This window comes from Methylocystis sp. NC52PC (genome assembly GCF_055698645.1).
In genome coordinates, this window is sequence record NZ_CP170127.1 from 2,527,856 (window position 1) to 2,548,976 (window position 21,121).

At 63.9% G+C, this 21,121-nt stretch carries 21 protein-coding genes; 16 read left to right on the forward strand and 5 right to left on the reverse strand.

Annotation, left to right across the window (positions count from 1 at the left end):
* Positions 1-119: 119 nt before the first annotated feature.
* Together ACETII_RS14185 and ACETII_RS14190 are read left to right on the forward strand one after the other, a co-directional pair.
* A complete protein-coding gene (locus ACETII_RS14185) occupies positions 120-395 on the forward strand; it encodes a hypothetical protein (RefSeq protein WP_363346865.1) in 276 nt (91 codons plus the stop codon).
* Between the two features lie 184 nt (positions 396-579).
* Positions 580-1,173, forward strand: a complete 594-nt coding sequence (locus tag ACETII_RS14190; protein ID WP_363346867.1) for a hypothetical protein — start codon at positions 580-582, stop codon at positions 1,171-1,173.
* A gap of 64 nt (positions 1,174-1,237) precedes the next feature.
* Here the strand turns inward: ACETII_RS14190 and ACETII_RS14195 are convergent, their stop codons facing one another.
* A complete protein-coding gene (locus ACETII_RS14195; RefSeq protein ID WP_472785936.1) occupies positions 1,238-2,347 on the reverse strand; it encodes a HupE/UreJ family protein in 1,110 nt (369 codons plus the stop codon).
* A 155-nt stretch (positions 2,348-2,502) separates the two neighbouring features.
* Here ACETII_RS14195 and nikR point away from each other — a divergent pair, with 155 nt between their 5' ends.
* The 5 genes from nikR to ACETII_RS14220 all read left to right on the forward strand — a co-directional run bounded on the left by nikR (position 2,503) and on the right by ACETII_RS14220 (position 7,640).
* Positions 2,503-2,964 carry a nickel-responsive transcriptional regulator NikR gene (nikR, locus tag ACETII_RS14200; RefSeq protein WP_472785937.1) on the forward strand — a complete coding sequence of 154 codons (462 nt, stop codon included), beginning with the start codon at positions 2,503-2,505 and terminating at the stop codon, positions 2,962-2,964.
* Positions 2,965-3,113: 149 nt separating this feature from the next.
* Positions 3,114-5,021, forward strand: coding sequence for a DNA primase (dnaG, locus tag ACETII_RS14205; protein ID WP_472785938.1), 1,908 nt, complete (start codon positions 3,114-3,116; stop codon positions 5,019-5,021).
* A gap of 199 nt (positions 5,022-5,220) precedes the next feature.
* Positions 5,221-7,233: an RNA polymerase sigma factor RpoD gene (gene rpoD / locus ACETII_RS14210; protein WP_472785939.1), complete on the forward strand. Its 2,013-nt coding sequence runs from the start codon at positions 5,221-5,223 to the stop codon at positions 7,231-7,233.
* A 39-nt stretch (positions 7,234-7,272) separates the two neighbouring features.
* The gene (locus ACETII_RS14215; RefSeq protein ID WP_472785940.1) at positions 7,273-7,416 is read left to right on the forward strand and encodes a hypothetical protein; all 144 of its coding nucleotides are present in this window, start codon (positions 7,273-7,275) and stop codon (positions 7,414-7,416) included.
* 44 nt (positions 7,417-7,460) lie between these two features.
* Positions 7,461-7,640 carry a hypothetical protein gene (locus ACETII_RS14220; protein WP_472785941.1) on the forward strand — a complete coding sequence of 60 codons (180 nt, stop codon included), beginning with the start codon at positions 7,461-7,463 and terminating at the stop codon, positions 7,638-7,640.
* A gap of 32 nt (positions 7,641-7,672) precedes the next feature.
* Here the strand turns inward: ACETII_RS14220 and ACETII_RS14225 are convergent, their stop codons facing one another.
* From ACETII_RS14225 to ACETII_RS14235, 3 genes are read right to left on the reverse strand one after another with little or no spacing between them, the layout of a single operon-like run.
* The gene (locus ACETII_RS14225; protein WP_363346880.1) at positions 7,673-8,965 is read right to left on the reverse strand and encodes an MFS transporter; all 1,293 of its coding nucleotides are present in this window, start codon (positions 8,963-8,965) and stop codon (positions 7,673-7,675) included.
* 1 nt (position 8,966) lies between these two features.
* Complete coding sequence (locus ACETII_RS14230) at positions 8,967-9,719, reverse strand: DUF1345 domain-containing protein (protein ID WP_472785942.1); 753 nt, start codon at positions 9,717-9,719, stop codon at positions 8,967-8,969.
* Between the two features lie 11 nt (positions 9,720-9,730).
* On the reverse strand, positions 9,731-10,663 hold the full coding sequence (locus tag ACETII_RS14235; RefSeq protein ID WP_472785943.1) for a polyprenyl synthetase family protein: 933 nt from the start codon (positions 10,661-10,663) through the stop codon (positions 9,731-9,733).
* Between the two features lie 266 nt (positions 10,664-10,929).
* On the opposite strand from ACETII_RS14235, the gene ACETII_RS14240 reads away from it, so the two are divergent.
* A complete protein-coding gene (locus tag ACETII_RS14240; protein ID WP_363346886.1) occupies positions 10,930-11,220 on the forward strand; it encodes a hypothetical protein in 291 nt (96 codons plus the stop codon).
* A 49-nt stretch (positions 11,221-11,269) separates the two neighbouring features.
* Here the strand turns inward: ACETII_RS14240 and ACETII_RS14245 are convergent, their stop codons facing one another.
* Positions 11,270-12,178, reverse strand: coding sequence for an isoaspartyl peptidase/L-asparaginase family protein (locus ACETII_RS14245; RefSeq protein WP_472785944.1), 909 nt, complete (start codon positions 12,176-12,178; stop codon positions 11,270-11,272).
* Between the two features lie 63 nt (positions 12,179-12,241).
* Between ACETII_RS14245 and ACETII_RS14250 the strand changes: the two genes are divergently transcribed.
* The 8 genes from ACETII_RS14250 (at position 12,242) to ACETII_RS14285 (ending at position 21,120) form a co-directional block, all read left to right on the forward strand.
* Positions 12,242-14,080 carry a methyl-accepting chemotaxis protein gene (locus ACETII_RS14250; protein WP_472785945.1) on the forward strand — a complete coding sequence of 613 codons (1,839 nt, stop codon included), beginning with the start codon at positions 12,242-12,244 and terminating at the stop codon, positions 14,078-14,080.
* 272 nt (positions 14,081-14,352) lie between these two features.
* Positions 14,353-15,810 (forward strand): methyl-accepting chemotaxis protein, encoded by a 1,458-nt coding sequence (locus ACETII_RS14255; protein WP_472785946.1) that lies wholly within the window; start codon positions 14,353-14,355, stop codon positions 15,808-15,810.
* Positions 15,811-15,812: 2 nt separating this feature from the next.
* The gene (locus ACETII_RS14260; RefSeq protein WP_363346894.1) at positions 15,813-16,286 is read left to right on the forward strand and encodes a chemotaxis protein CheW; all 474 of its coding nucleotides are present in this window, start codon (positions 15,813-15,815) and stop codon (positions 16,284-16,286) included.
* Between the two features lie 32 nt (positions 16,287-16,318).
* Positions 16,319-16,624, forward strand: coding sequence for an STAS domain-containing protein (locus ACETII_RS14265; RefSeq protein ID WP_363346896.1), 306 nt, complete (start codon positions 16,319-16,321; stop codon positions 16,622-16,624).
* Positions 16,621-16,986 carry a response regulator gene (locus ACETII_RS14270; RefSeq protein WP_472785947.1) on the forward strand — a complete coding sequence of 122 codons (366 nt, stop codon included), beginning with the start codon at positions 16,621-16,623 and terminating at the stop codon, positions 16,984-16,986. Before ACETII_RS14265 ends, ACETII_RS14270 begins: the two co-directional genes overlap by 4 nt.
* 15 nt (positions 16,987-17,001) lie before the next feature.
* Positions 17,002-19,176, forward strand: a complete 2,175-nt coding sequence (locus tag ACETII_RS14275; RefSeq protein WP_472785948.1) for a chemotaxis protein CheA — start codon at positions 17,002-17,004, stop codon at positions 19,174-19,176.
* A 43-nt stretch (positions 19,177-19,219) separates the two neighbouring features.
* Positions 19,220-20,092, forward strand: a complete 873-nt coding sequence (locus tag ACETII_RS14280) for a CheR family methyltransferase (RefSeq protein WP_472785949.1) — start codon at positions 19,220-19,222, stop codon at positions 20,090-20,092.
* On the forward strand, positions 20,089-21,120 hold the full coding sequence (locus ACETII_RS14285; protein ID WP_363346902.1) for a protein-glutamate methylesterase/protein-glutamine glutaminase: 1,032 nt from the start codon (positions 20,089-20,091) through the stop codon (positions 21,118-21,120). The genes ACETII_RS14280 and ACETII_RS14285 overlap by 4 nt, the downstream gene beginning before the upstream one ends.
* Position 21,121 lies beyond the last annotated feature (1 nt).

A 21,121-nucleotide genomic window follows, 5' to 3' on the forward strand; every position in this document is an offset into this window, starting at 1 on the left:
GGTTGTTCGCCTCCGCCGCGTGAGACGGGGGGAGCGTTTACTTCTGTTCAATCCCTGCGCGCGACAAACGGGCGTGCGGCCCGCGGGGCCGGGCGCTCGGTCGTGCGGGAGACTCGCCCGTGTTTTTTCTTCTGAAATGCTTCGCCTGCATTGCGCTCGTGCTGTTTGCGCTGGGCTGGCGCGGCGTCGACGCCCCGTCGAACGTCGCGGACCCGCGGGTCCGCGTCGTGTCGACCAGGTCGTCCCAGCGTCCCGAACTCGAGGCCCGCGCTCGGGAAATGGCGCAAGCAGCCGCCGATGCGCTCGCCGCCGCCGCCCGCGACAAATGCCTCGCCGCGCCACGCGACTGCGCCGCTCTGCTGCAACATTATCAGGGCGGGGAGCGCAGGCGTTAACCTTTTGAGCCGAGCCGAGGGGCTGACGAAAGCCTGAGCGTTCCGAAAAAAGACGATTTGGCGATAGTCAAAAAATTAACCATATTCGTCGATGTCGTTAACGCGCGTTCGCTTCAGCCGAACCACGATCCCCGCCTTTCCGCCGCAACCTCTCGCGTTGCGCAACCGAATCAAGGAGACGGTCATGTCCGACGAATCATTGGCGCAGCCCGAAGAGACCGTCACCCGCGCGGAACTGGAGACCCTTCGGGAGCAGCTCAAATCGATCCGGGCGGACCGCGACCGCCAGAATTTCGAGAGAGCGGAGATCGTGGCCAAGGCCAATGTTTTCGCCAAGGAGCGCGACGAGCTGAAAGAGCGGCTCGCCGCGGCCGTCGGCGAACGCGACCGGCTGGCCCAGGAGAAGGCCTCCGCCTCGGCGCTGTTGCAAAATCTCACCCGCCGGGCCGACGAGGCGGACCGCCGCGCCGGCGAGGCGGAAGCAGAAGTCGCGCGGCTGCGCGCGGCGATCGACAATGCGCCGGCGGCGGATCCGCTGGCGCTCCTCGGCGCCGTGGCGACCGAGAAAAGCAAGGCCGGCGTCGCCTGGCTACGGTCCAAGATCCCGGCTGACAGCCCTGCGCTGCCTTATTTCGACAAGACGGTCGAGACGGTGACGCGGGCGGGCTGCATGGCCGTCAAATTGACCAAGGAGTTCATCGCCTGGGCGACCCCGCGGGTCATCGCGCTCTCGAAACAGGGCGCGGCGAAGGTCGAGGAGCTTTTGGCGAAAAAGTAAGCGCCGGGCTTGCGTCGATGTTAGAGCGCGGCTGGCGCACAGCCGCGCTCCTTTTTTTGCCCGATCAGGCGCCCGGGATGACGCCGATGCGCTGCAGGAACCAGAAGGCGCCGGCGAGGCCGATCAAAATCGACAGCGCGTAGACGAGTTTGTCGTGGCGTTTTCCGTCCGTGTGGCGATCGATGTAGAGCAGCACCGGCAACACCGCGACCACGATGGCGATCTGGCCGGCCTCAACGCCGATGTTGAACGCCGCCAGCGCCGGCACGACGGCCCCCTGCGGCACGCCCATTTCCGTCAGCGCCGACGCGAAGCCGAAGCCGTGAATGAAGCCGAACAGGAAGGTGTTGCGCCAGCGCTTGTCGACGTTTTTCGACCAAAAGTTTTCGGCCGCGACGTAGATGATCGACAGGGCGATCAGCGCCTCGGTCAGCGTCGAAGGCAGCGTGACGATATTGAGCGCCGCCAGCGACAGGGTGATCGAATGCGAGATGGTGAAGGCGGTGACGATCTTCACCACGGGCCACACGCGATGCGCCCAGAGGATCAGCGCGAAGAGGAAGCACAGGTGATCGTAGCCGGTGACGATGTGTTCGACGCCGGCTTCGAAGAACTTTTTCATCAGTTGCGCCGTCGTCTCCATCGGCTGCGCGAGGTCGAGCGGCGGGTCCTGCGGATAACGCATGGTCTCGCCGGCGTTGGGCGTCCCGGTCAACGTGATGAGATGCTTGCCCTTCGAGCCCTGCGCGGCGAGGAGCTTGGTCGGGTCATAGAAGACCTTGCCGCTTGTCCCGGAGCAGTCGAAACGCACGACGATGAGCGCGCTGTCCTGATTGGTCGGGTCTTCGCCGGCCTTGTCGACCTTCGCCACGCAGGCGCGGCCTGTCTCGTCGCGCATGGCGACGCGCTTGCCGACGAACTTGCCAATTTCCTCCTCCAACGCGCCGGGCGGCGAGAGGTCGACGCCCGCGCGCTCGTCCATCGTCTCCTGGAACATGCGCTCGAGGTCGGTGGCGAGGAAGCCGACCTCGACGACATAAACGCGCTCGCCCTGCGGGGCGATCTTGGCGGTCGAAATATCGGGCGTATGCGCCAGCGCGGGCGCCGCCAAGCCGAGGCTCGCCCCCATGCACAACATCACAAAGGCGGCGAGCCTCCTCCAGAACCCCGTCATCTTCAGCGTTTCCTTTTGTTTTGGTTGGCGCGCACCATGCCAAAGGCGCGGGGCGGGGACAAGATCAGCCTCGCGCGGAGGCTGCATTGCCCGAGGCGGCGCGGGCGGGTAAAAAGCAGGGGTCGGCGGTCTAGGCAAGCCGGGCGGGGGCGGCGATGCAGCGCGTGACGGTGACGATAGACGACGAGCTCATGAGCGCGCTCGACCGCTATATGGAGGCGGGCGGCCATCAGAACCGCTCAGAGGCCGTGCGCGACCTTGTGCGGGCAGGGTTGCTCAAGGAGCCCAAGGTCGACGACGGCGCGCGGCCCTGCGTCGCGGCGCTCGTCTATGTCTACGACCACGAGACGCGCCAGCTCTCGAAGAAGCTCGTTCACGACCACCACAGCCACGCCGACATGTCGATCGCAACGCTGCATGTGCATCTCGACGTCTCGAGTTGTCTGGAAGTGTCGCTGCTCAAGGGCCAGAAATCCGAGGTCGAGCATTTCGCCAGCCATCTCATCGGCGAGCGCGGCGTGCGCTATGGGCAATTGGTGGTCGTCCCGGCCGAGGCGCAAGAGGGAGACGAGACGCCCGGCCAGATCGCGGCGGGACATCCGCACGCGCATGGGTGAGGCTCCCCGTTTTCTTGCTGGGGCTCGCCCTGTCTTGCGTTGGCGCCCCGCGTTGCGCTGACCCACTCAAGGGCGCGCCGAGGCCGTTGCCGGGGGGACCCGAGAGGAATGGCTAGTCGTTCGGCCGCTTGTCGGTTATCCAAAAGCCCATGCGCTTCTCTCCCTCCTTTCTCGACGAGATCCGGGCGCGCGTGCCCGTGTCCGAGGTCGTGCGTCAGAAGGTGAAGCTCAAGAAGCAGGGCCGCGAGTGGCGCGGGCTATCGCCCTTCAACGCCGAGAAGACCCCTTCCTTTTATGTGAACGACCAGAAGGGCTTTTTTCACGATTTCTCTTCCGGCAAGCATGGCGACGGCTTCGCCTTCCTGATGGAGACGGAAGGGCTTTCCTTTCCCGAGGCGGTGGAGCGGCTCGCGGCGTTGGCGGGGCTCCCCATGCCAATCGAGACGCCCGCGCAGCGTGAGCAGGACGAGCGCCGCGCGACCTTGAGCGACGCGCTGGAGTGGGCCGCGGAATTCTTCCAAAAGCAGCTCGCGGGTCCGGCCGGACGCGAGGCGCGGGCCTATCTCGACCGCCGGCAGGTTTCCCTCGCCTCGCGCGAGAAATTCCGCCTGGGCTACGCGCCTCCGGATCGCCACGCCCTGCGCGATCATCTCGCCGGCAAGGGCGTGACCGTCGAGGTCATGGTCGAGGCCGGGCTGCTCATCCACGGTCCGGACATCGCGGTCCCCTACGACCGTTTCCGTCATCGGGTGATGTTTCCGATCGGGGACCGCGCTGGCAGGGTCATCGCCTTCGGCGGGCGCGCCCTGGAGGCGGACGCCCAGGCGAAGTATCTGAACTCACCCGAGACGCCGCTCTTCCACAAAGGCGCGACGCTTTATAATTTGCACAATGCCCGCAAGACCGCCCACGACGCCCGCGCGGTCATTGCGGTCGAGGGGTATCTGGACGTCATCGCCTTGACGGCGGCGGGCTTTCCGCATGTCGTCGCGCCGCTCGGCACGGCGCTGACGGCGGATCAGTGTCAGCTCCTGTGGCGCATGGCCGAGGAGCCGATCCTGTGTTTCGACGGCGACAAGGCGGGGCTCAAGGCCGCCTACCGGGCCGTCGACACGGCCCTGCCGCTCCTCGGCCCCGGCCGGACGCTTCGCTTCGTGCTGCTGCCGGGCGGGCAGGACCCCGACGAGCTTCTCCGCGCCGGCGGGCCGACGGCGTTGGCGCAGGCGCTGGAGCGACCGCTGCCTCTGGTCGATCTGGTCTGGATGCGCGAAATCGACGGCGCCGCCCTCGATACGCCGGAGCGCCGGGCGGGGCTGGAGCGGCGCCTGCGGGAGGTCGCCGCGCAGATCGGCGACGGGACACTGCGCCGCTATTACGACCAGGAGTTGAGCGACCGGCTGGCGCGTCTTCTGGGCGGCCCGGCCGCGACGCCCGGCTGGCGCCGCGACTTTTCGCCTCGCCGCCGCGGCGTCTCACGCCGCGGCGAGCCCGAAGCCGGGCCCGTGCGGATCAGTTCGGCGCTCGCCAATTCACCGCTCTTTCGCGGCGTCAAGGCGCCGATCGCGCCCCGAGACGCCCTGATATTGCTCATTCTGATCAATCATCCGGAGGTGCTCGCGTCTCAGGTGGAAGAGGTGGCGGGGCTCGACTTTGCCTCGCCTGAAGCGACGGCGCTGCGCGACGCGCTCCTGCGTTTCGCCGAGGCGGGCGGGGGCGAACGGGCCGATCTGTTGCACGCGCTGGAAGAGGCGGGGCTCGGCGTCGTCGCCACGCGCCTCTCGGAGATGGTCGCGCATGCGGCGCTGTGGAGCGTGCGCCCGGACGCGGCCGCCGCCGACGCGGCGGAGAGCCTGCGTCAGGCTTTGGTCTTGCATCGGCGTTTTTGGGCGCTAAATAAGGAGCTTCGCGCGGTGGAGGCCCGTTTGGCCGAAAATTCCAGCGAGCAGGATTTGGCGCGACTGAGGGATATTCAAACGCAGCTTACCGCCCTAGATGGCGCCGAAGCGGCGGTGGAGGGTTTTGGCGCCCCTTCAGGACGGTCGACGCGCGCGCTTTGACTTTCTGGCCCTAGAGCGCGATCTGAATGTGGTTAGCGGGGCGTTAAGACCCCGAGGACAATGTTGGTGCATCGGCAAGGCGCAGCGCGCCGCCGATGGGAGGGGTCGGAGGCGGCGGCTCCGGGAAATGTCGACGAGATTCGAGGCCCCGCGCGTCGCAAACCCGCAAGGGCTTGCCGCCGGGGATGTGGAGCTGTGAATGGCGAAGAAAGACGAAGACAAGATCGAAAATGAGGCATCCGCAGCGGTAGACGCCGCCGACGGGCCGCTTCTCGATCTCAACGACGCCGCCGTCAAGCGGATGATCAAGCTCGCCAAAAAGCGCGGCTTCGTCACCTATGCCGAGTTGAACGCCGTTTTGCCTTCCGAAGAGGTCTCCTCCGACCAGATCGAGGACGTCTACGCCATGCTGTCGGAGATGGGCATCACCGTCTCCGAGGGCGACGATCCGGAGGACGTCGAGGAGGAACAGGCGGCCGAGGAGGAGGAAGCCGAAGGCGGCGACCTCGTCGAGAACACGCGCGCGACCGCCGTCGCGACGCGCGCGTCCGAGCCCGCCGACCGCACCGACGATCCCGTCCGCATGTATCTGCGTGAGATGGGCTCGGTCGAGCTGCTCTCCCGCGAGGGCGAGATCGCGATCGCCAAGCGGATCGAAGCCGGCCGCGAGGCCATGATCGCGGGCCTGTGCGAGAGCCCGCTGACCTTCCAGGCCATCATCATCTGGCGCGAGGAGCTCGAGGCCGGCAAGGTCCTGCTGCGCGACATTATCGATCTCGAGGCGACTTACGCCGGGCCGGAGGGTAAGGCTTCCGCCAAGGCCGGGACAGAGGAGGAGGGCGACGAAATGGCGCCTGCCACCGCCCCGAGCACGCCGCCGGCGGGACTCGCCGAGGGCGCGGCGCCCGAGGAATCCTTCGAGGAAGAGGAGGACATGGAGAATTCCGTGTCGCTCTCGGCCATGGAGGCGGAGCTGAAGCCCCGCGTTCTGGAGACCTTCGCGCGCATCGCCGACGCCTATAAGAAGCTGCGCCGCCTCCAGGACCAGAATGTCGAGAACAAGCTCAAGAATGAGACCTTAACGCCCGCGCAGGAGCGTAAATACAAGCAGCTCAAGAAAGAGATCGTCACGGACGTGAAGTCCCTGTCGCTCAACCAGAACCGCATCGAGGCGCTGGTGGAGCAGCTCTACGACATCAACAAGCGCCTCATTGGCTATGAAACGAAGCTTCTGCGCCTCGCAGACGGCCATGGCGTCGCGCGCGACGACTTCATCGACAAGTTCCACGGGTCCGAGCTCGATCCGAAGTGGGTGATGCGCGTCGCCAAGCTCGGCTCGAAAGGCTGGAAGGAATTCGTCGCCGAGGAGAAGGACCGCATCAAGGATCTGCGCGCCGAAATCCATGCGCTGGCGACCGAGACGGGGCTCGAAATTTCCGAGTTCCGCAAGATCGTGCACATGGTGCAGAAGGGCGAGCGCGAGGCGCGTCAGGCCAAGAAGGAAATGGTCGAGGCCAATCTGCGCCTCGTGATTTCCATCGCCAAGAAATACACCAACCGCGGCCTGCAATTCCTCGACCTCATTCAGGAAGGCAATATCGGCCTGATGAAGGCGGTCGATAAGTTCGAATATCGCCGCGGTTACAAGTTCTCGACCTATGCGACCTGGTGGATCCGACAGGCGATCACGCGCTCGATCGCGGATCAGGCCCGCACGATCCGCATTCCTGTGCATATGATCGAGACAATCAACAAGATCGTGCGCACCTCGCGGCAGATGCTGCATGAAATCGGCCGCGAGCCGACGCCGGAAGAGCTCGCCGAAAAGCTCGCCATGCCGCTGGAAAAAGTGCGCAAGGTCTTAAAGATCGCCAAGGAGCCGATCTCGCTCGAAACGCCAATTGGCGATGAAGAGGATTCGCATCTCGGCGACTTCATCGAGGACAAGAACGCCGTGCTGCCGATCGAGGCGGCGATCCAGTCCAATCTGCGTGAGACCACGACGCGCGTGCTCGCTTCGCTCACGCCGCGCGAGGAGCGCGTGCTGCGCATGCGTTTCGGCATCGGCATGAACACCGACCATACGCTCGAAGAGGTGGGTCAGCAGTTTTCGGTCACGCGCGAACGCATCCGCCAGATCGAGGCGAAGGCGCTCAGGAAACTGAAGCATCCGAGCCGGAGTCGGAAACTCAGAAGCTTCTTGGATAACTGATGACGCGCCATCGCGCGGGATATGTTAAGGTTCTGCGCGATGTATTCTCATCTACGACCCGACGATCTCCCCCTCGTCACACAGGCGGCCGACGGATTGCCTCGTCGCTGTTTCAGCGTCGCGGAAATCGAAGAGATGGTCCGCGCCGGCATCATCGACGAGGACGAACGGATTCCAGCCTGAGTTATGACAAAGGGCGAAAGATTGGAGTCTATGCCGCTTATGGGGTGCGGGAAGTCTGGGTGATCGACGCGAAGCGCGCGACAATCTGGGTTCATCGTCATCTCGGCGCTCAAGGCTATGCGGAAGTTTTCGAACATGGGGGCGACGAGCGCGTTTCGCCCATGCTCGCGCCCGAACTGGCGTTCAGCCTGTCTGAGATCGGGGTGAGACCGCTCGCAGGCTAGAGGACGCCGGCTTTGCTTTCTAAGAGCCGCCGTCAGCTTTTCATCTGCGCGCTGTTTCGCGTCTCCGGCATGGTCGCATAAACGACAAGCGAAACGAAGATCGCGGCGCTCGCATACCAATAGAACCAGTTCTCATGGCCCTGCGCCTTTAGCCACAGCGCGACGTATTCCGCGGAGCCGCCGAAGAGGGAGACGGTCGCCGCATAGGGCAAGGCGACTCCGGTCACGCGAATAGCGGCGGGAAAGAGTTCGGCTTTCACCACCGCGTTGATCGAAGTGTAAAGTCCGACGATCAACCAAGCGAGACAGACGAGCGCGAAGGCCGTCCAGGCGTTGCGCGTCTCTCCGATCGCCATCAACAGCGGCGTCGTGAAGAGCGCCCCCAGAACGCCGAAGGCGATGAGCATGGGCCGACGCCCGACGCGATCGGAGAGCGCGCCGTAAAGCGGTTGCAACAGAAGCGCGAAGAGAAGCGAGCCCGCCGAAATCCAGGTTGTCTCGGCGGCGGAGAGACCGGCGGAGAGCTTCAGGAATTTCTGCATGTAGGTGGTGTAGACGTAAAAGGCGATGGTGCCGCCGAGCGTTAAGCCGACCACCGTCGCCGTCTCGCGCTTATGCGCCACGAGCGCGGCGAGCGAGCCCTTCTCGGCCTCCCGCTTGACCGCTTCAAAAGCGGAAGTCTCGGCAAGATCGCGGCGCATCAGCAAGATGACAATAGCGAGCAACGCCCCGATCGCGAAAGGAATGCGCCAGCCCCAGTCGCGCAGCGCTCTGTCGTCGAGTAGGAGATTTTGCAGCAGGAGCAGCACGAGCAGCGCGAGCAATTGCCCGGCGATCATCGTCACATATTGGAAGCTCGAATAGAAGCCGCGCCGCGACGGCGTCGCCGTTTCGGCGAGATAGACGGCGCTCGACCCATATTCGCCGCCGAGACTCGCGCCTTGCAGAAGTCGCGCGAAGAGCAGCAGGGCCGGCGCGCCGGCGCCGATCGCAGCGTAAGTGGGCGCCAAGGCGATGATGAGCGAGCCGGCGCACATCAGGAAGACGGAGAGCATCAGCGCCGCGCGTCGCCCGCGTCCATCGCCGATGCGGCCGAAAATATAAGCGCCCAGTGGACGCATGAAGAAGCCGAGCGCAAAGACTCCGGAGGCCGAAAGCATTTGCGCGACGGGATCGTCGCCTGGAAAAAAAGCGTCGGCAAAATAAAGCGAGAAGGCCGAATAGACGTAGAAGTCGTACCATTCGACCAGATTGCCGGCGGAGCCGACGAGAATGGCGCCGATCCGCGCCTTCTCGTCGAGCAAGGGTTTTTCCGGCGAGAGCATGTCAGACGAACTGGCTCGAGATATTCACCATCAGCGCAAGGATGGTCGTATTGAAAAAGAAGGCCACGACCCCGTGCACCAAGGCGACGGCGCGCATCGAGCGCGAGCAGATCTCGATGTCGGCCGTCTGGCAGGCGACGCCTATGACATATGAGAAATAGAGGAAATCAATATATTGCGGCGTCTGCGTGCTGGGGAAACGCAGGCCCCCGCGGGTCGTCGCCGCACGCGGCGCGGCGGCCGCGTCGCTGTAAAATTCATGGGCGTAATGGAAGGCGAAGATCAGATGCATGAACGCCCAGGAACTGAAGACCGTGACGATCGCCAGCCCGATGTGCGCAATTTTTTCATCCTCGAAGATGTTTTTCGACTGACCGAGCTCGGCGAGGATGGCGCCGATCGCCACGAAGGTCGCCGTGCCGGTGAGGAGGAGCACCGCGGTGCGGCCCTCGTCCGACAGAATGGCGCGGCGGCGGATCGACGCATGCGTCGAGCGCATGATGATGCGCGCCGCCGCAAAGAGATACATCACGACCGCGGCGTTCCAGCCGATCAGCCCGCGCGTGACGGCGCTGAGCTCCATGGGAATCCATTCGAAGGCGAGCGCCGTCCGGTCGATTGTCGCCGGCAGCGCCCAGCCGATGACGACGCCGGCGACGCCACAGACCGCCAGCCGGTAATGCGCGCGAAGGACGCGCAAGGGCGCAAGCAGCTGCGATCTGCGCTTATCGTCCTTTGCCTGCGTCCCCGACATTGGCCGCCGCATCAATTTCGTCTTGCGGCGACGAAGTGCGCGGCTTCCGCGAGGATTTCAGTTCGGGGGCCGAGCCCGGTGTCGCCAAGGGCCGTCGTCGCTTCGTCGACGAGGGCGTCGCAACGCGCTTTTGCGGCCTCGAGGCCGAGGAGGCTGACGAGGGTCGCCTTGCCGCGCTCGGCGTCCTTGCCGGCGCGCTTCCCGAGCGCCGCGGTGTCGCCTTCGGCGTCGAGAATGTCGTCGGCGATCTGGAAGGCGGCGCCCAGCGCCTTGCCATAGCGGCGCAGCGCCTGGGCCTGCTCGGACGTGGCGGCGCCGAGAATGGCGCCGGCGTCCACGGCGAAGCGCAACAGCGCGCCCGTCTTCATCGCCTGCATTTCCAGAGTTGCGGCCTGATCGAGCGGCGTTGCGGCGGTCTCGGCGGCGAGATCGAGCGCCTGGCCGCCCACCATGCCGCCGAGTCCCGCGGCGCGGGCGAGCGCCAGCACCAAGTCGGCGCGCAGATTGGCGTCGGCGTGGGTCGCGGGGTCGGCGACGACGTCGAAGGCGTAGGTCAGCAGCCCGTCGCCGGCGAGAATGGCGGTCGCTTCGTCGAAGGCCTTGTGGGCGGTCGGACGGCCGCGCCGCAAGTCGTCGTCATCCATCGCCGGCAAGTCGTCATGCACCAGCGAATAGCAATGGATCATCTCCAGCGCGCAGGCGGTGCGCAGCGCGCTCGCGCCCTCGACGCCGAACAGTCGCGCGCTCTCGATCACCAGGAAGGGCCGCAGCCGCTTGCCGCCGCCGAGCGTCGAATAGCGCATCGCCTCGAGCAAACGCGCCGGCCGCGTGATCTCGCCCGGCAGCGGCGTCGGGGCGAGAAGCGCGTCGAGCGCGGCTTCCGTCGCCTCGGCGGCCGCGTCAAGGCGGCGGCGAAACTCCTCGGCGCGAGTGGCGGCGTCCATTTGTCGTCCTTTGGTCAAAACTTCCCGAGTTCTGCTGCTAGCAAATTTGGCCTCGAAGCCCAAGCCCGCCGGCTGCGCCGTCACGGGGCGAAGTTTGCCCCGCAGCGGCGAATTTGCGGCTATTCAAAGGCTTGAGCTGAAAGGAAAATCCCTGAGCTGTTGCATTTCGGCGACAGCAGGAGGCGCTCGCCTTCATTAACCTGACGCCCGCGCTTCGCCGGCCTGCTTCGGCGGGCCGAAGGTCATCCTCCAACAGGAGACAAGGTATGAAGAAAGTTCTGCTGCTGACGGCGGCGGTCGTCCTGTCGGCGCCGCTGATGGGCTGCAATTCGCCGGGCGAGCGCGCTGCGGGCGGCGCCGTGATCGGCGGTCTGGGCGGCGCGGGCATTGGCGCGCTCGCCTCCAATGGCAGCGCGGGCGGCACGCTCGCCGGCGCGGCGATCGGCGCCGCATCTGGCGCCGTGGTGGGCGCCGCGACGGCTCCGCCCCAGCGTTGCGCGAAGTGGGGCTGGGATTACGAGGGACGCCGGGTATGCGTCGCCTTTTACAATAACTAACGACGAAGACAGGCGAAGCCGCGCTCTCGGCGCGGCTTCCCAGCCGCGCTCAGATCTGGTTGCTTGAGCCCACTTTGACAATCCCGTTCTCTGCCTGCGCCATCAGCAGGCCCGGAGTGGAATGGGCGGCGCCGCAGCGTCCGGCTCGGTCGACCATGATCAGCCCGCCCGACCCGTTGATCTTCCGCACCAGATAGACGATCGCCTCGCGCGACGCCTCCTGCGCCGTAAGCCCTTGCGTTTCAACCAGCAGAGCGGCGGTGCGGGCGAGCGACACGCGCAGAAAATCTTCGCCCACCCCTGTGCAGGAAATGGCGCAAGACGCGTTGTCGGCAAAAACCCCCGCGCCCATAATCGGCGAATCTCCGACGCGACCGCTCATCTGATTAGTCAGTCCGCCCGTCGAGGTGGCGGCGGCCAGAGCGCCCGCGCTGTCGCGCGCCACGGCTCCGACCGTTCCGAGCTTGCCCGCGTTCGGCTGCGAATGATCGAGCGCCACCGCCCGGCGCGCTTTGAGATTGGCGAATTGCGCCTGCCGCTCCGGCGTCACGAAATAGGCCTGTTCTTCGAACGCGACTCCCTCGGCGCGTCCAAAGGCCTCCGCGCCGGCGCCGATCAACAAGACATGCGGGGTCTTCTCCATCACGAGGCGTGCGAGCAGCACGGGATTGCGCACGCCCCGCACGCCCGCGACGGCGCCCGCCGAAAGGTCGCGGCCGTCCATGACGGACGCATCACAACAGACTTCCCCGTCCGCATTCAGCACCGAGCCGCGGCCGGCGTTGTAAAGGGGATCGTCTTCGAGCAGGGCGACGCAGCGCGTGACGACGTCGAGGGCGGTGACGCCCTCCTCCAATAGCGCCGCTCCAGTTTCGACGATGCGTCGAAGCGAAGCGGCGTAGCGCTCGGGCGCGCGAATGGCGCCGGCGCCCCCATGAATCATCAAAGAATAGGCCATGAGACAGGATTCCACGGCGGGCGATGGACAACAACTAGGGCGCCGAATGGCAAAAAACGCGCGATGAATGGCCGCCAGCGCACTGTCGCGAACATGGCGCGCCTGCGAGAAGGAAGTATAGGAACCTCCCTTCTTCCAACTCGCCCGGGCTCGCCCGGGCGTCCTTTTATCGGGCCCGCGACGCGGCCGGCAGGGAACGGCCAGAGCCGACGGAAGGCTGTTTCGGCGAAGCGCGCCATCGGCTCCTTCTCGCACGTCGATGCAGGCGCGATCATTGGCGAGGCGGCGCAACCCTTGCGCAATCCACGTAACGTTATTGGTGTCGGACCCCTTTGCACTTTCCTGTCAGAGGAAGACGCCATGACCGACCTTGATGTGAATGACAGGCTGGCATTTATCGGCCTGAATGACGCCGCTCGACAGAGTCTCGTGGCGATCCGGCCCATCCTCGAGAAGGAACTTTCGCCAAGCCTGGACGAATTCTATCGCCACGTAACCGCTCATCCCAAAATGCGGGGGCTATTTTCCGACGCCTCACGCGCGGAGGCTGCGAAGCAGAAGCAGATTCAACATTGGCTGGGCATCGCCAGCGGCGACTTTGGTCAACAATTCGTAGAGGTCGGCGCCGCAGTGGGTCGCGCACATGCGCGAATGGGAATCGCACCACGCTGGTATATCGGCGGCTACGCGCTCATCCTCACCATGCTGGCCGCGAAGGTCATCGAAGCGCGCTGGCCGAAGGCCGTCTTCGGCGCGCGCGCGACGAACGGCAAGCAGGTCGCCGAAGAGATTAGCGCACTGATCAAGGCCACCTTGCTCGACATGGATGTGGGCGTTTCCGTCTATCTCGATGTGTTGGAAGAACGCCGGCTGCAGGCGGACAAGGCGCGCGCCGTATTGGAATCGGATCAGCGCAGCGTGCTACTCGATTTCGGCGACAGCCTCCAGCGCCTTGCGCAGGGCGATCTCATGGCGAAGATCGACAAGGAGTTCTCTGGCAATTACGAGAAGCTCAGGCTCGATTTCAACAAGGCGCTCGACAGTCTCGACGAGGCGATGTCGTCGATCGCCGCCGCCGCCGACAGTTTCCGCGGCACCTCTCAGGAAATCGCCGTCGCCTCGGACAATCTCTCCAACCGCACAGAGCAGCAGGCGGCCAGTCTCGAAGAAACGGCGGCGGCGCTCAATCAGATCACCGATGCGGTGAAGCAAAACGCCCTCGGCGCCAAGAAGGTCGCAACAATCGTCGCCGGCGCGCGCGTTGAAGCGTCCCGCTCGTCGGAAGTCATGCAGGACGCCAATGTCGCCATGGCCGAAATCAAGCAGAGCTTCGAGAAGATCAGCGGCACATTGAGCATGATTGACGAGATTGCGTTCCAGACAAATCTCCTCGCCCTCAACGCCGGCGTTGAAGCCGCGCGCGCCGGCGAGGCGGGGCGGGGCTTCGCCGTTGTTGCGCAGGAAGTGCGCGTGCTGGCGCAGCGTTCCGCGGAGGCCGCGAAAGTCATCAAAAGCCTTCTCTCCAACTCGTCGTCGCACGTTGACCGGGGCGTAAAGTCGGTCGCCGATACGGGCGAAGCGCTCGCGGGGATCGTTGCAAGAGTGACTGAAGTCGACAAACTCGTCGGCGCAATCGCGACCTCATCCGAGGATCAGGCGTCGAGCCTCAACGAAATCAACCAGGCCGTCACGCAGATGGATCAGGTGACGCAGCAAAACGCCGCGATGGTCGAGGAAACGACCGCCGCCGCCGCGAATCTGAAGGCGGAGTCGAGCCAATTGGCGACGAGGGTCGCGCGGTTTCGCGCCGGGCGATCAGCGCGCGAGACAAAAAACCCTGTCGCGCAGTCGCAGGCGGCGAACGCCGACGCCTTCGGCGCGCGCATGGAGAGCGCCGGCTAGACGCAGCGACGTGACATGCGGCGAGCGGGGAACGGCTCGAGCGGCGAAGCCTAAGCTTCGCTTAACCTCCGCCAGTTATAAAGCGTTCTATCGGCATTGGCGCCCGAGCGGCGGCCAAAGGCATGAAGCCGCGACCGATAGGCCGGTTCGATCCGGAATTCCCTCATATCAATAGCGCCCCTTCGAACGGCAGGTCTTCTCGACCCCTCTGACCTTCGTCTGCAGTGGGCGCATGGGAGCGCCGTGCGTCATCGGATCCGAAAGAGGAAGAAATGCGGCTTTTGCGCAGACTGCTTGCGCCGGTCATCGGCCTGTCGATTACGCCCTGGCTGCTGCTTGGCATGGGTTATTCCGCCAGCACGCTCCTCGCCTATCCGTGGTTCGCGGCGCTTGTCGGTCTGACGACGGCGTTTTCCATCTACGTCCTCGCCTCTGTGGTGCAGGATGAGCGCGCGGGTCAAGACGGCGCCATCGCCGAAGCGCTTCTCGCCTGCGAAGGCGCGGTATATGCGACTCCGATCGAGCTCGGGTCGATCGCCAGCGACGCTCCGGTCGTGGAAGCCATCGAAAGGATGCGGAAGACGCTCAATGGGCGCGCCGAGCAGGCGATAAAGGAGCTTCGCAGCGAGAAAGAAGCGGCCCAGAAGCGGAAAGCCGAGGAAGAGGAAATATCCCGCGGCTATATCGAGGCTCATGAATTTTTCATGAGAACCTTCATCAATGCGCTCGTCGAACTCTCGCATGGAAATCTAGGAATTCGCCTGGAAACGAGCTTCTCCCGTGACTACGAAAAGCTGCGCGAATGCTACAATGAGAGCGTCGACAGGCTGAACCAGACCTTCGGCAAGACGCTTGCAAGCATGCACAGGCTCGGTTCGTCGACCGATCAGATCGCCTCCGCCGCCAATACGCTCTCCGAGCGCACGTCGCAGCAGGCCGCGAGCCTGGAGGAAACGACGGCCGCGCTGCGCCATATCACGACGACCGTCGGCAAGATCTCGGAGAATGCCCAAAGCGCCAGCGCGCTCGTCTCGGATATTCGCGGCAACGCGGAGGCGAGCAGCGAGGTCGTGCGCGAGGCGATCCGCGCGATGGAACGGATTGAAAGATCTTCAGCCGAAATAGAAAAAATTATCGGCGTGATCGACGAGATCGCCTTCCAAACCAATCTGCTCGCATTGAACGCCGGCGTCGAAGCCGCGCGCGCAGGGGAAGCCGGGCGCGGCTTTGCGGTCGTGGCTTCCGAAGTGCGCGCGCTGGCGCAAAGATCCGCAGAGGCCGCAAAAGGGATCAAGAGTCTCATCGCGGGGTCCACCATTCAGGTGCGCGACGGCGTTCAGCTCGTTTCACAGACAGGCGATGTCCTCGCGCAGATTGTCGCGCAGGTCGTCGGCGCCAATGACATCGCCGCAGACATCGCCGGCGGCGCAAAAGAACAGTCGGCCGCGCTGCTCGAAGTCAACGTCGCGCTCGGCGAGATGGACAAGTTCACGCAGGAAAACGCCGCCATGGTCGAGGAAACGGCTGCGGCGACCCGCAGTCTCGAAGAGGAGATTGGCGGCGTCATCAAGGCCGTCTCGATTTTCACGCTCGCCCGGATGAAAGGCGTCCAACCGTCGCAGAAGCGGAGGCCCGAGCGCCTCATTCAGCGTGTGTCGTCACAGCAGAGAGGCGGGGCCGCGCTGAAACTCGAGACCGTTCCCGATACGCAAAGCTGGGAGGAATTCTGAAGATGAGCGGCGCACCCATTCAGGCGGCGCAGGGCGTCGAACCGCAGGAATTTATCGCCTTTCATGTCGGCGAGCAGACGTACTGCATCGATATCATCGCGGTGCGCGAGATCAGGGGCTGGACCCCGGCGACGCCGCTCCCCCACGCGCCGCCCTTCGTGCGCGGCGTGATCAATCTGCGCGGCTCGGTGCTTCCGGTTGTGGACCTCGCGGCGCGGCTGGGCCTGCCGATCAAGGAGCCGACCGCTCGGCACGCCGTCATCGTCGTGCAGAGCAACGGGCAGATCGTGGGTCTGCTCGTCGAGGCTGTCTCCAACATCATGACCATCAGCGCCGACGCCATCCAGCCGACGCCGGAAGTCGCATCAGATTTGTCGCGATCCTTCATCAAAGGCATCGTCGCGGCGGACAAGGAGGTCATCAGCGTGCTCATTGTCAAGAATCTGTTGCCCGATTCCATGCCCTTCGCCGCCTGATGTGAAAGCTTAACAAGATCGGAGAGAAGGGTATGGACGCAGAACACGCACAAGCCTCGCTCTATGAAGTCACTTTGCCCGAAGCCCTCGACCTGAGGGCCGCGCTTCCCCTCGCCAACTCACTGCTCTCGGCGAGAGGCGGGGCGATCAGGCTGGACGGCTCGCAGGTCAAAACCGTCGGCGCGCAATGCATGCAGGTCATTTTATCCGCGCGCCACACGTGGGAACGCGACGGGCTTCCGCTTACCATCATCAATCCCACCGAGGATCTTCTCAACGCATTCGTCGACGCGGGGTTGAGCATCGAAGGCTTGGTAGAGGGTGAACAAGGCAAATGAGCAAGAAAATTCTTACCGTTGATGATTCAAAGACGATGCGTCAGATGCTTGAAGTGGCGCTGACAGCGGCCGGCTTCGAGGTGGTGCAAGCCGGCGACGGCCTCGAAGGCCTCGAGACGCTAGAGGTGACGACGCCGGACGTGATCGTGACCGATATCAACATGCCTCGGATGGATGGCTTCGGATTCATCGAGGGCGTTCGTACGCATGAGCGGCATCGGGCGATCCCGATCCTCGTCCTGACGACCGAAAGCGACGCGGAAAAGAAGGAGCGCGCACGGCGGGCCGGCGCGACGGGGTGGATCGTGAAGCCTTTCGATCCAGCCAAGCTGGTGAGCGCGATCAAGCGCGTGAGCGCCTAGACGTCGGAGGCGGCCTTGGACCATTTGGAAGCCATCAAGCAGACGTTCTTCCAGGAATGCGAAGAACAGCTCTCCGAATTGGAGAGCGGTCTTCTCTCGATCGAAGACGGCAATCACCACCCCGAAATCATCAATGCGGTGTTTCGCGCTGTTCATTCGATCAAGGGCGGCGCCGCCGCTTTCGGATATGACGAACTCGTGGAGTTCGTCCACGTCTTCGAGACGACGCTCGATCTGCTCCGCTCCGAAGTGTTGACGCCGACTCCGCAGATCACCAAGGTCTTGCTGCATTCGTCCGACGTTTTGTCCGACTTGATCCGCGCCGTCCGAAATGAAACCACGTGGGACGTCGAACAAGTCGCGTCAGCCAAAGCCGGACTGGAGGGAGTTTGCGCCGAGCCGAAAAAGCGTCAAGCGTCTCACAGCGCCGCGACCCCAGACGCCGAAGATGAAATCGACTTCCAACCCGTCGCGATATCGCTCGATGCGATTTTCGGCGAGGACGGGGACGACGAGGAGACGTCCGACGGCCGGTTCACGATCTATTTCCGCCCAAAGCCGACGCTTTACGCGCGAGCGAATGAGGCGCTACGCATCCTGCGCGAGATTAAGGCGACTGGCGAGGCCAGTGTTTCCTGCGACTGTTCTGAACTGCCGCTGTTGACCGAACTCGATGCGGAAGGCGCGTATTTTTCCTGGACCGTCGAGCTGAAAACGGAGGCGCCCGCTTCCGACATCGAGCAAATCTTCGATTTCGTTTCCGCCGACTGCGACTATTCCGTACATCCAGCGGAGAAGCGGCGCGTGGCGGAAGCGGCCCCTGAGGATCCACCCGACCCGCCTTGCGTCGAAGCCTCCTGCGCCGAGGAACAACCGTCGCAAACGCCTCCGCCGCCGCCGCAGCCTGAGCCAAAGATCATCGCGGAAGCGGCTACAGCGCCGGCGAGCAAGCCGCAGGGCTTCGAGCAGCGGCCGCCACCGATGCAGGAAACCATTCGCGTCGATCTCGACAAGATCGACCGCCTCGTCAATCTCGTTGGCGAGCTTGTGATCAATCAGGCCGTGCTGTCTCAGCGGGTGTCCGAAGCGGGCCTGCCCCGGGGCTCCTCCGTGATGATTGGCCTGGAGGAGCTCGAGCAGTTGACCCGCGATATCCAGGACAGCGTCATGGCGATAAGGGCGCAGCCCGTAAAGCCCATCTTTCAACGCATGTCCCGCATCGTGCGCGAGGTTGCGGCGATCACCAAGAAGTCCGTTCGACTCGTCGTCGACGGGGAGGGCACTGAAGTCGACAAGACTGTCGTCGAGCGTTTGACCGATCCGTTGACCCATATGGTGCGCAACGCGGTCGACCATGGAATTGAAAGCCCGGAAGACCGCATTGTGGCGGGAAAGCCGGAGGAAGGCACCTTACGGCTCTCCGCGACCCATCGATCCGGGCGCATCATCATTGAAGTCACCGATGATGGCGCGGGGATCAACCGCGCGCGCGTGCGTGAGATCGCAATCCGAAAAGGTCTGATACCAGAAAACGCGGTTCTCTCCGATGAGGAGACTGATGGGCTGATCTTTCTGCCAGGCTTCTCCACAAACGCCACGGCGTCGAGCATTTCGGGCCGCGGCGTCGGCATGGACGTCGTGAAGCGGGCGATCCAGGCGCTGGGCGGCCGCATCGCCATCTCGTCGCGCCAGGGCCGCGGCTCGACGTTCTCGATGAGTCTACCGTTAACCCTGGCGGTTCTCGACGGCATGGTGGTCAATGTCGCGGGACAGATCCTTGTGCTGCCGTTGACTGCTGTCATCGAAACTCTTCAGCCGAGAACCCAAAACATTCATGCTCTCAGCTCTGGTCTCAGAGTGATCGGCAATCGTAGCAGCTTCATCCCGCTGATCGACGTCGGCATGATCCTGTCCTACCGCTTTCAGGAGGTCGACCCGACGACACAGGTCGCCCTTCTCGTGGAGTCGGAAAGCGGCGAGAAATGCGCGCTGCTGGTCGACGCGATACAAGGCCAGCGCCAAGTCGTCATCAAGAGCCTGGAATCCAACTACGGAAAAGTTCCAGGCATCGCGGCGGCGACGATCCTCGGCGACGGGCGCGTCGCACTGATCGTCGACGTGGACGCGGTGCTCGGCCTTTCGCGCGGGGATTATTATCAGATGAGCGACGCTCCGCTCGAGGCGGTTTAGCCGGGGCCTCGATATAAATACTGCTGATTGGGAGTTCAGGAGCATGGAGCCGTTGGCGCGGGCAAGCCAGCCCGACATCATGACAGCGTTCAAGTTCACCGACGGGGACTTTCGCCAAATCTCGCGGATCCTCAACTCGGAAGCAGGGATCTATCTGTCAGAGGCAAAGGCGCCCTTCGTCTATTCGCGATTGACGAAGAGGCTTCGCGCGCTTGGCATGGAAAGCTTCCACGACTATTGCGCGTTGATCGCAAGCGATTCCGGTGAGACCGAGCGCTACCAGATGATCGCCGCTCTGACAACGAACGTCACAAGGTTTTTCAGGGAAGAACATCACTTTGCTGATTTGAGGAGGCATGTCCTGGAGAGGCTCGCTCCAGCCGCAAGAACGGGCCGTCGCATAAGGGTCTGGTCCGCAGCCTGTTCGAGCGGTCAGGAGCCCTATTCGATCGCCATGACCATTTTCTCGGTGTTGCCAGAGGCTGAAAGCCTCAATATTCGCGTGCTCGCCACCGATATCGACTCCTATATGATCGAGGCGGCGATCGCGGGAGAATATGGCGAGGACGCAGTCGAGTCGGTTCCCGGAGACATGCGGCGCAAGTGGTTTTCTCCAGCAGGAGAAGGACTGTGGAAGATCAGCGAAAGGCTCGGATCCATCGTTGCCTTCCGCAAGCTCAATCTCGTCCGCCCGTGGCCGATAAAGGGAAAATTCGACGCCATCTTCTGCAGGAACGTTGCGATCTATTTCGAAGAAAAGACCCAGCAGGAAATCTGGCGTCGCTTCGTGCCGCTGCTCAATCCCGGCGGCGCGCTTTACATCGGCCATTCGGAACGCGTGACCGGGCCGGCGGCGAGCGTTCTCGTGAGTGACGGCGTGACAACTTATCGCCTTCCCGAAGGAGTCGGCCCGTGAAAAGTTGCAATGTTCTTGTCGTGGACGACTCGCGCACGATGCGATCTTTGATCGCGGCGACGCTTTCCGCCGATCCGGAAATAAACGTTGTCGGGGAGGCTTGCGACGCCTTCGAAGCGCGAGACGCAATCAAACAACTCAGCCCCGATGTCGTCACGCTCGATATTGAGATGCCGAAGATGAACGGTCTCGATTTTCTCGAGCGCATCATGCGGCTGCGTCCGACGCCGGTTATCGTCATCTCCAGTCTGACGGAGCGGGGCACCGACACGAGCATTCGCGCGCTGGAAATCGGCGCGGTCGATTGCATCGCGAAGCCATCGCCGGGCAACAAGGATTCACTGGGTGACCTCGGCGCGCGGGTCAAGGCGGCGGCGGGCGCGCAGCTGCGCAAGCCTCGCCTCGGCGATGCGGCGCCGGTCAGGAACGCGGCAAGCTATCTTTCTGACGGTCGTGTCGTCGCCATCGGCGCGTCCATGGGGGGCGTCGAGGCGCTGTGCTCCTTGCTGTCGCGGTTTCCGGAGAACTGCCCGCCGACCGTCGTCACCCAGCACATGCCCGCGATGTTTACGAAGAGCTTCGCCGACAGACTCAACCGCCTGTGCCGCCCGAAAGTGACGGAGGCCGTAGACGGCGCGATCCTGTCGCCGGGGCAAGTTTATATTGCTCCCGGCGGCGCAAGACATCTCCTCGTCGCGGGCGCAGATCGGCCGCGATGTCGTTTGCAGGAGGGCGACCTCGTTAGCGGACATCGTCCTTCCGTCGACGCCTTGTTCCAGTCGGTCGCGCGAACGCTCGGGCCAAAGTCCGTCGGCGTCATTCTGACCGGCATGGGCCGCGACGGCGCGCAGGGGCTCTCCGCCTTGCGTCAAACCGGCGCGGAAACGATCGGGCAGGACGAAGCGACCTCGCTCGTCTATGGAATGCCGCGGGCGGCCTTCGAGCTTGGCGGCGTTTCTCAGCAGCTTCCACTCAGCGCGATTGCGGATCGCATCCTGACAATGACGAATAAGAAGAGGATGAGGTAAG

What these genes read in the sequence shown, in the direction of transcription:
- ACETII_RS14190 (WP_363346867.1), top strand. Translation starts at nt 580, where the DNA reads ATGTCCGACGAATCATTGGCGCAGCCCGAAGAGACCGTCACCCGCGCG.
- ACETII_RS14195 (WP_472785936.1), bottom strand. Translation starts at nt 2,347, where the DNA reads ATGACGGGGTTCTGGAGGAGGCTCGCCGCCTTTGTGATGTTGTGCATG.
- nikR (WP_472785937.1), top strand. Translation starts at nt 2,503, where the DNA reads ATGCAGCGCGTGACGGTGACGATAGACGACGAGCTCATGAGCGCGCTC.
- dnaG (WP_472785938.1), top strand. Translation starts at nt 3,114, where the DNA reads ATGCGCTTCTCTCCCTCCTTTCTCGACGAGATCCGGGCGCGCGTGCCC.
- rpoD (WP_472785939.1), top strand. Translation starts at nt 5,221, where the DNA reads ATGGCGAAGAAAGACGAAGACAAGATCGAAAATGAGGCATCCGCAGCG.
- ACETII_RS14215 (WP_472785940.1), top strand. Translation starts at nt 7,273, where the DNA reads ATGTATTCTCATCTACGACCCGACGATCTCCCCCTCGTCACACAGGCG.
- ACETII_RS14225 (WP_363346880.1), bottom strand. Translation starts at nt 8,965, where the DNA reads ATGCTCTCGCCGGAAAAACCCTTGCTCGACGAGAAGGCGCGGATCGGC.
- ACETII_RS14230 (WP_472785942.1), bottom strand. Translation starts at nt 9,719, where the DNA reads ATGTCGGGGACGCAGGCAAAGGACGATAAGCGCAGATCGCAGCTGCTT.
- ACETII_RS14235 (WP_472785943.1), bottom strand. Translation starts at nt 10,663, where the DNA reads ATGGACGCCGCCACTCGCGCCGAGGAGTTTCGCCGCCGCCTTGACGCG.
- ACETII_RS14240 (WP_363346886.1), top strand. Translation starts at nt 10,930, where the DNA reads ATGAAGAAAGTTCTGCTGCTGACGGCGGCGGTCGTCCTGTCGGCGCCG.
- ACETII_RS14245 (WP_472785944.1), bottom strand. Translation starts at nt 12,178, where the DNA reads ATGGCCTATTCTTTGATGATTCATGGGGGCGCCGGCGCCATTCGCGCG.
- ACETII_RS14250 (WP_472785945.1), top strand. Translation starts at nt 12,242, where the DNA reads ATGAATGGCCGCCAGCGCACTGTCGCGAACATGGCGCGCCTGCGAGAA.
- ACETII_RS14255 (WP_472785946.1), top strand. Translation starts at nt 14,353, where the DNA reads ATGCGGCTTTTGCGCAGACTGCTTGCGCCGGTCATCGGCCTGTCGATT.
- ACETII_RS14260 (WP_363346894.1), top strand. Translation starts at nt 15,813, where the DNA reads ATGAGCGGCGCACCCATTCAGGCGGCGCAGGGCGTCGAACCGCAGGAA.
- ACETII_RS14265 (WP_363346896.1), top strand. Translation starts at nt 16,319, where the DNA reads ATGGACGCAGAACACGCACAAGCCTCGCTCTATGAAGTCACTTTGCCC.
- ACETII_RS14270 (WP_472785947.1), top strand. Translation starts at nt 16,621, where the DNA reads ATGAGCAAGAAAATTCTTACCGTTGATGATTCAAAGACGATGCGTCAG.
- ACETII_RS14280 (WP_472785949.1), top strand. Translation starts at nt 19,220, where the DNA reads ATGGAGCCGTTGGCGCGGGCAAGCCAGCCCGACATCATGACAGCGTTC.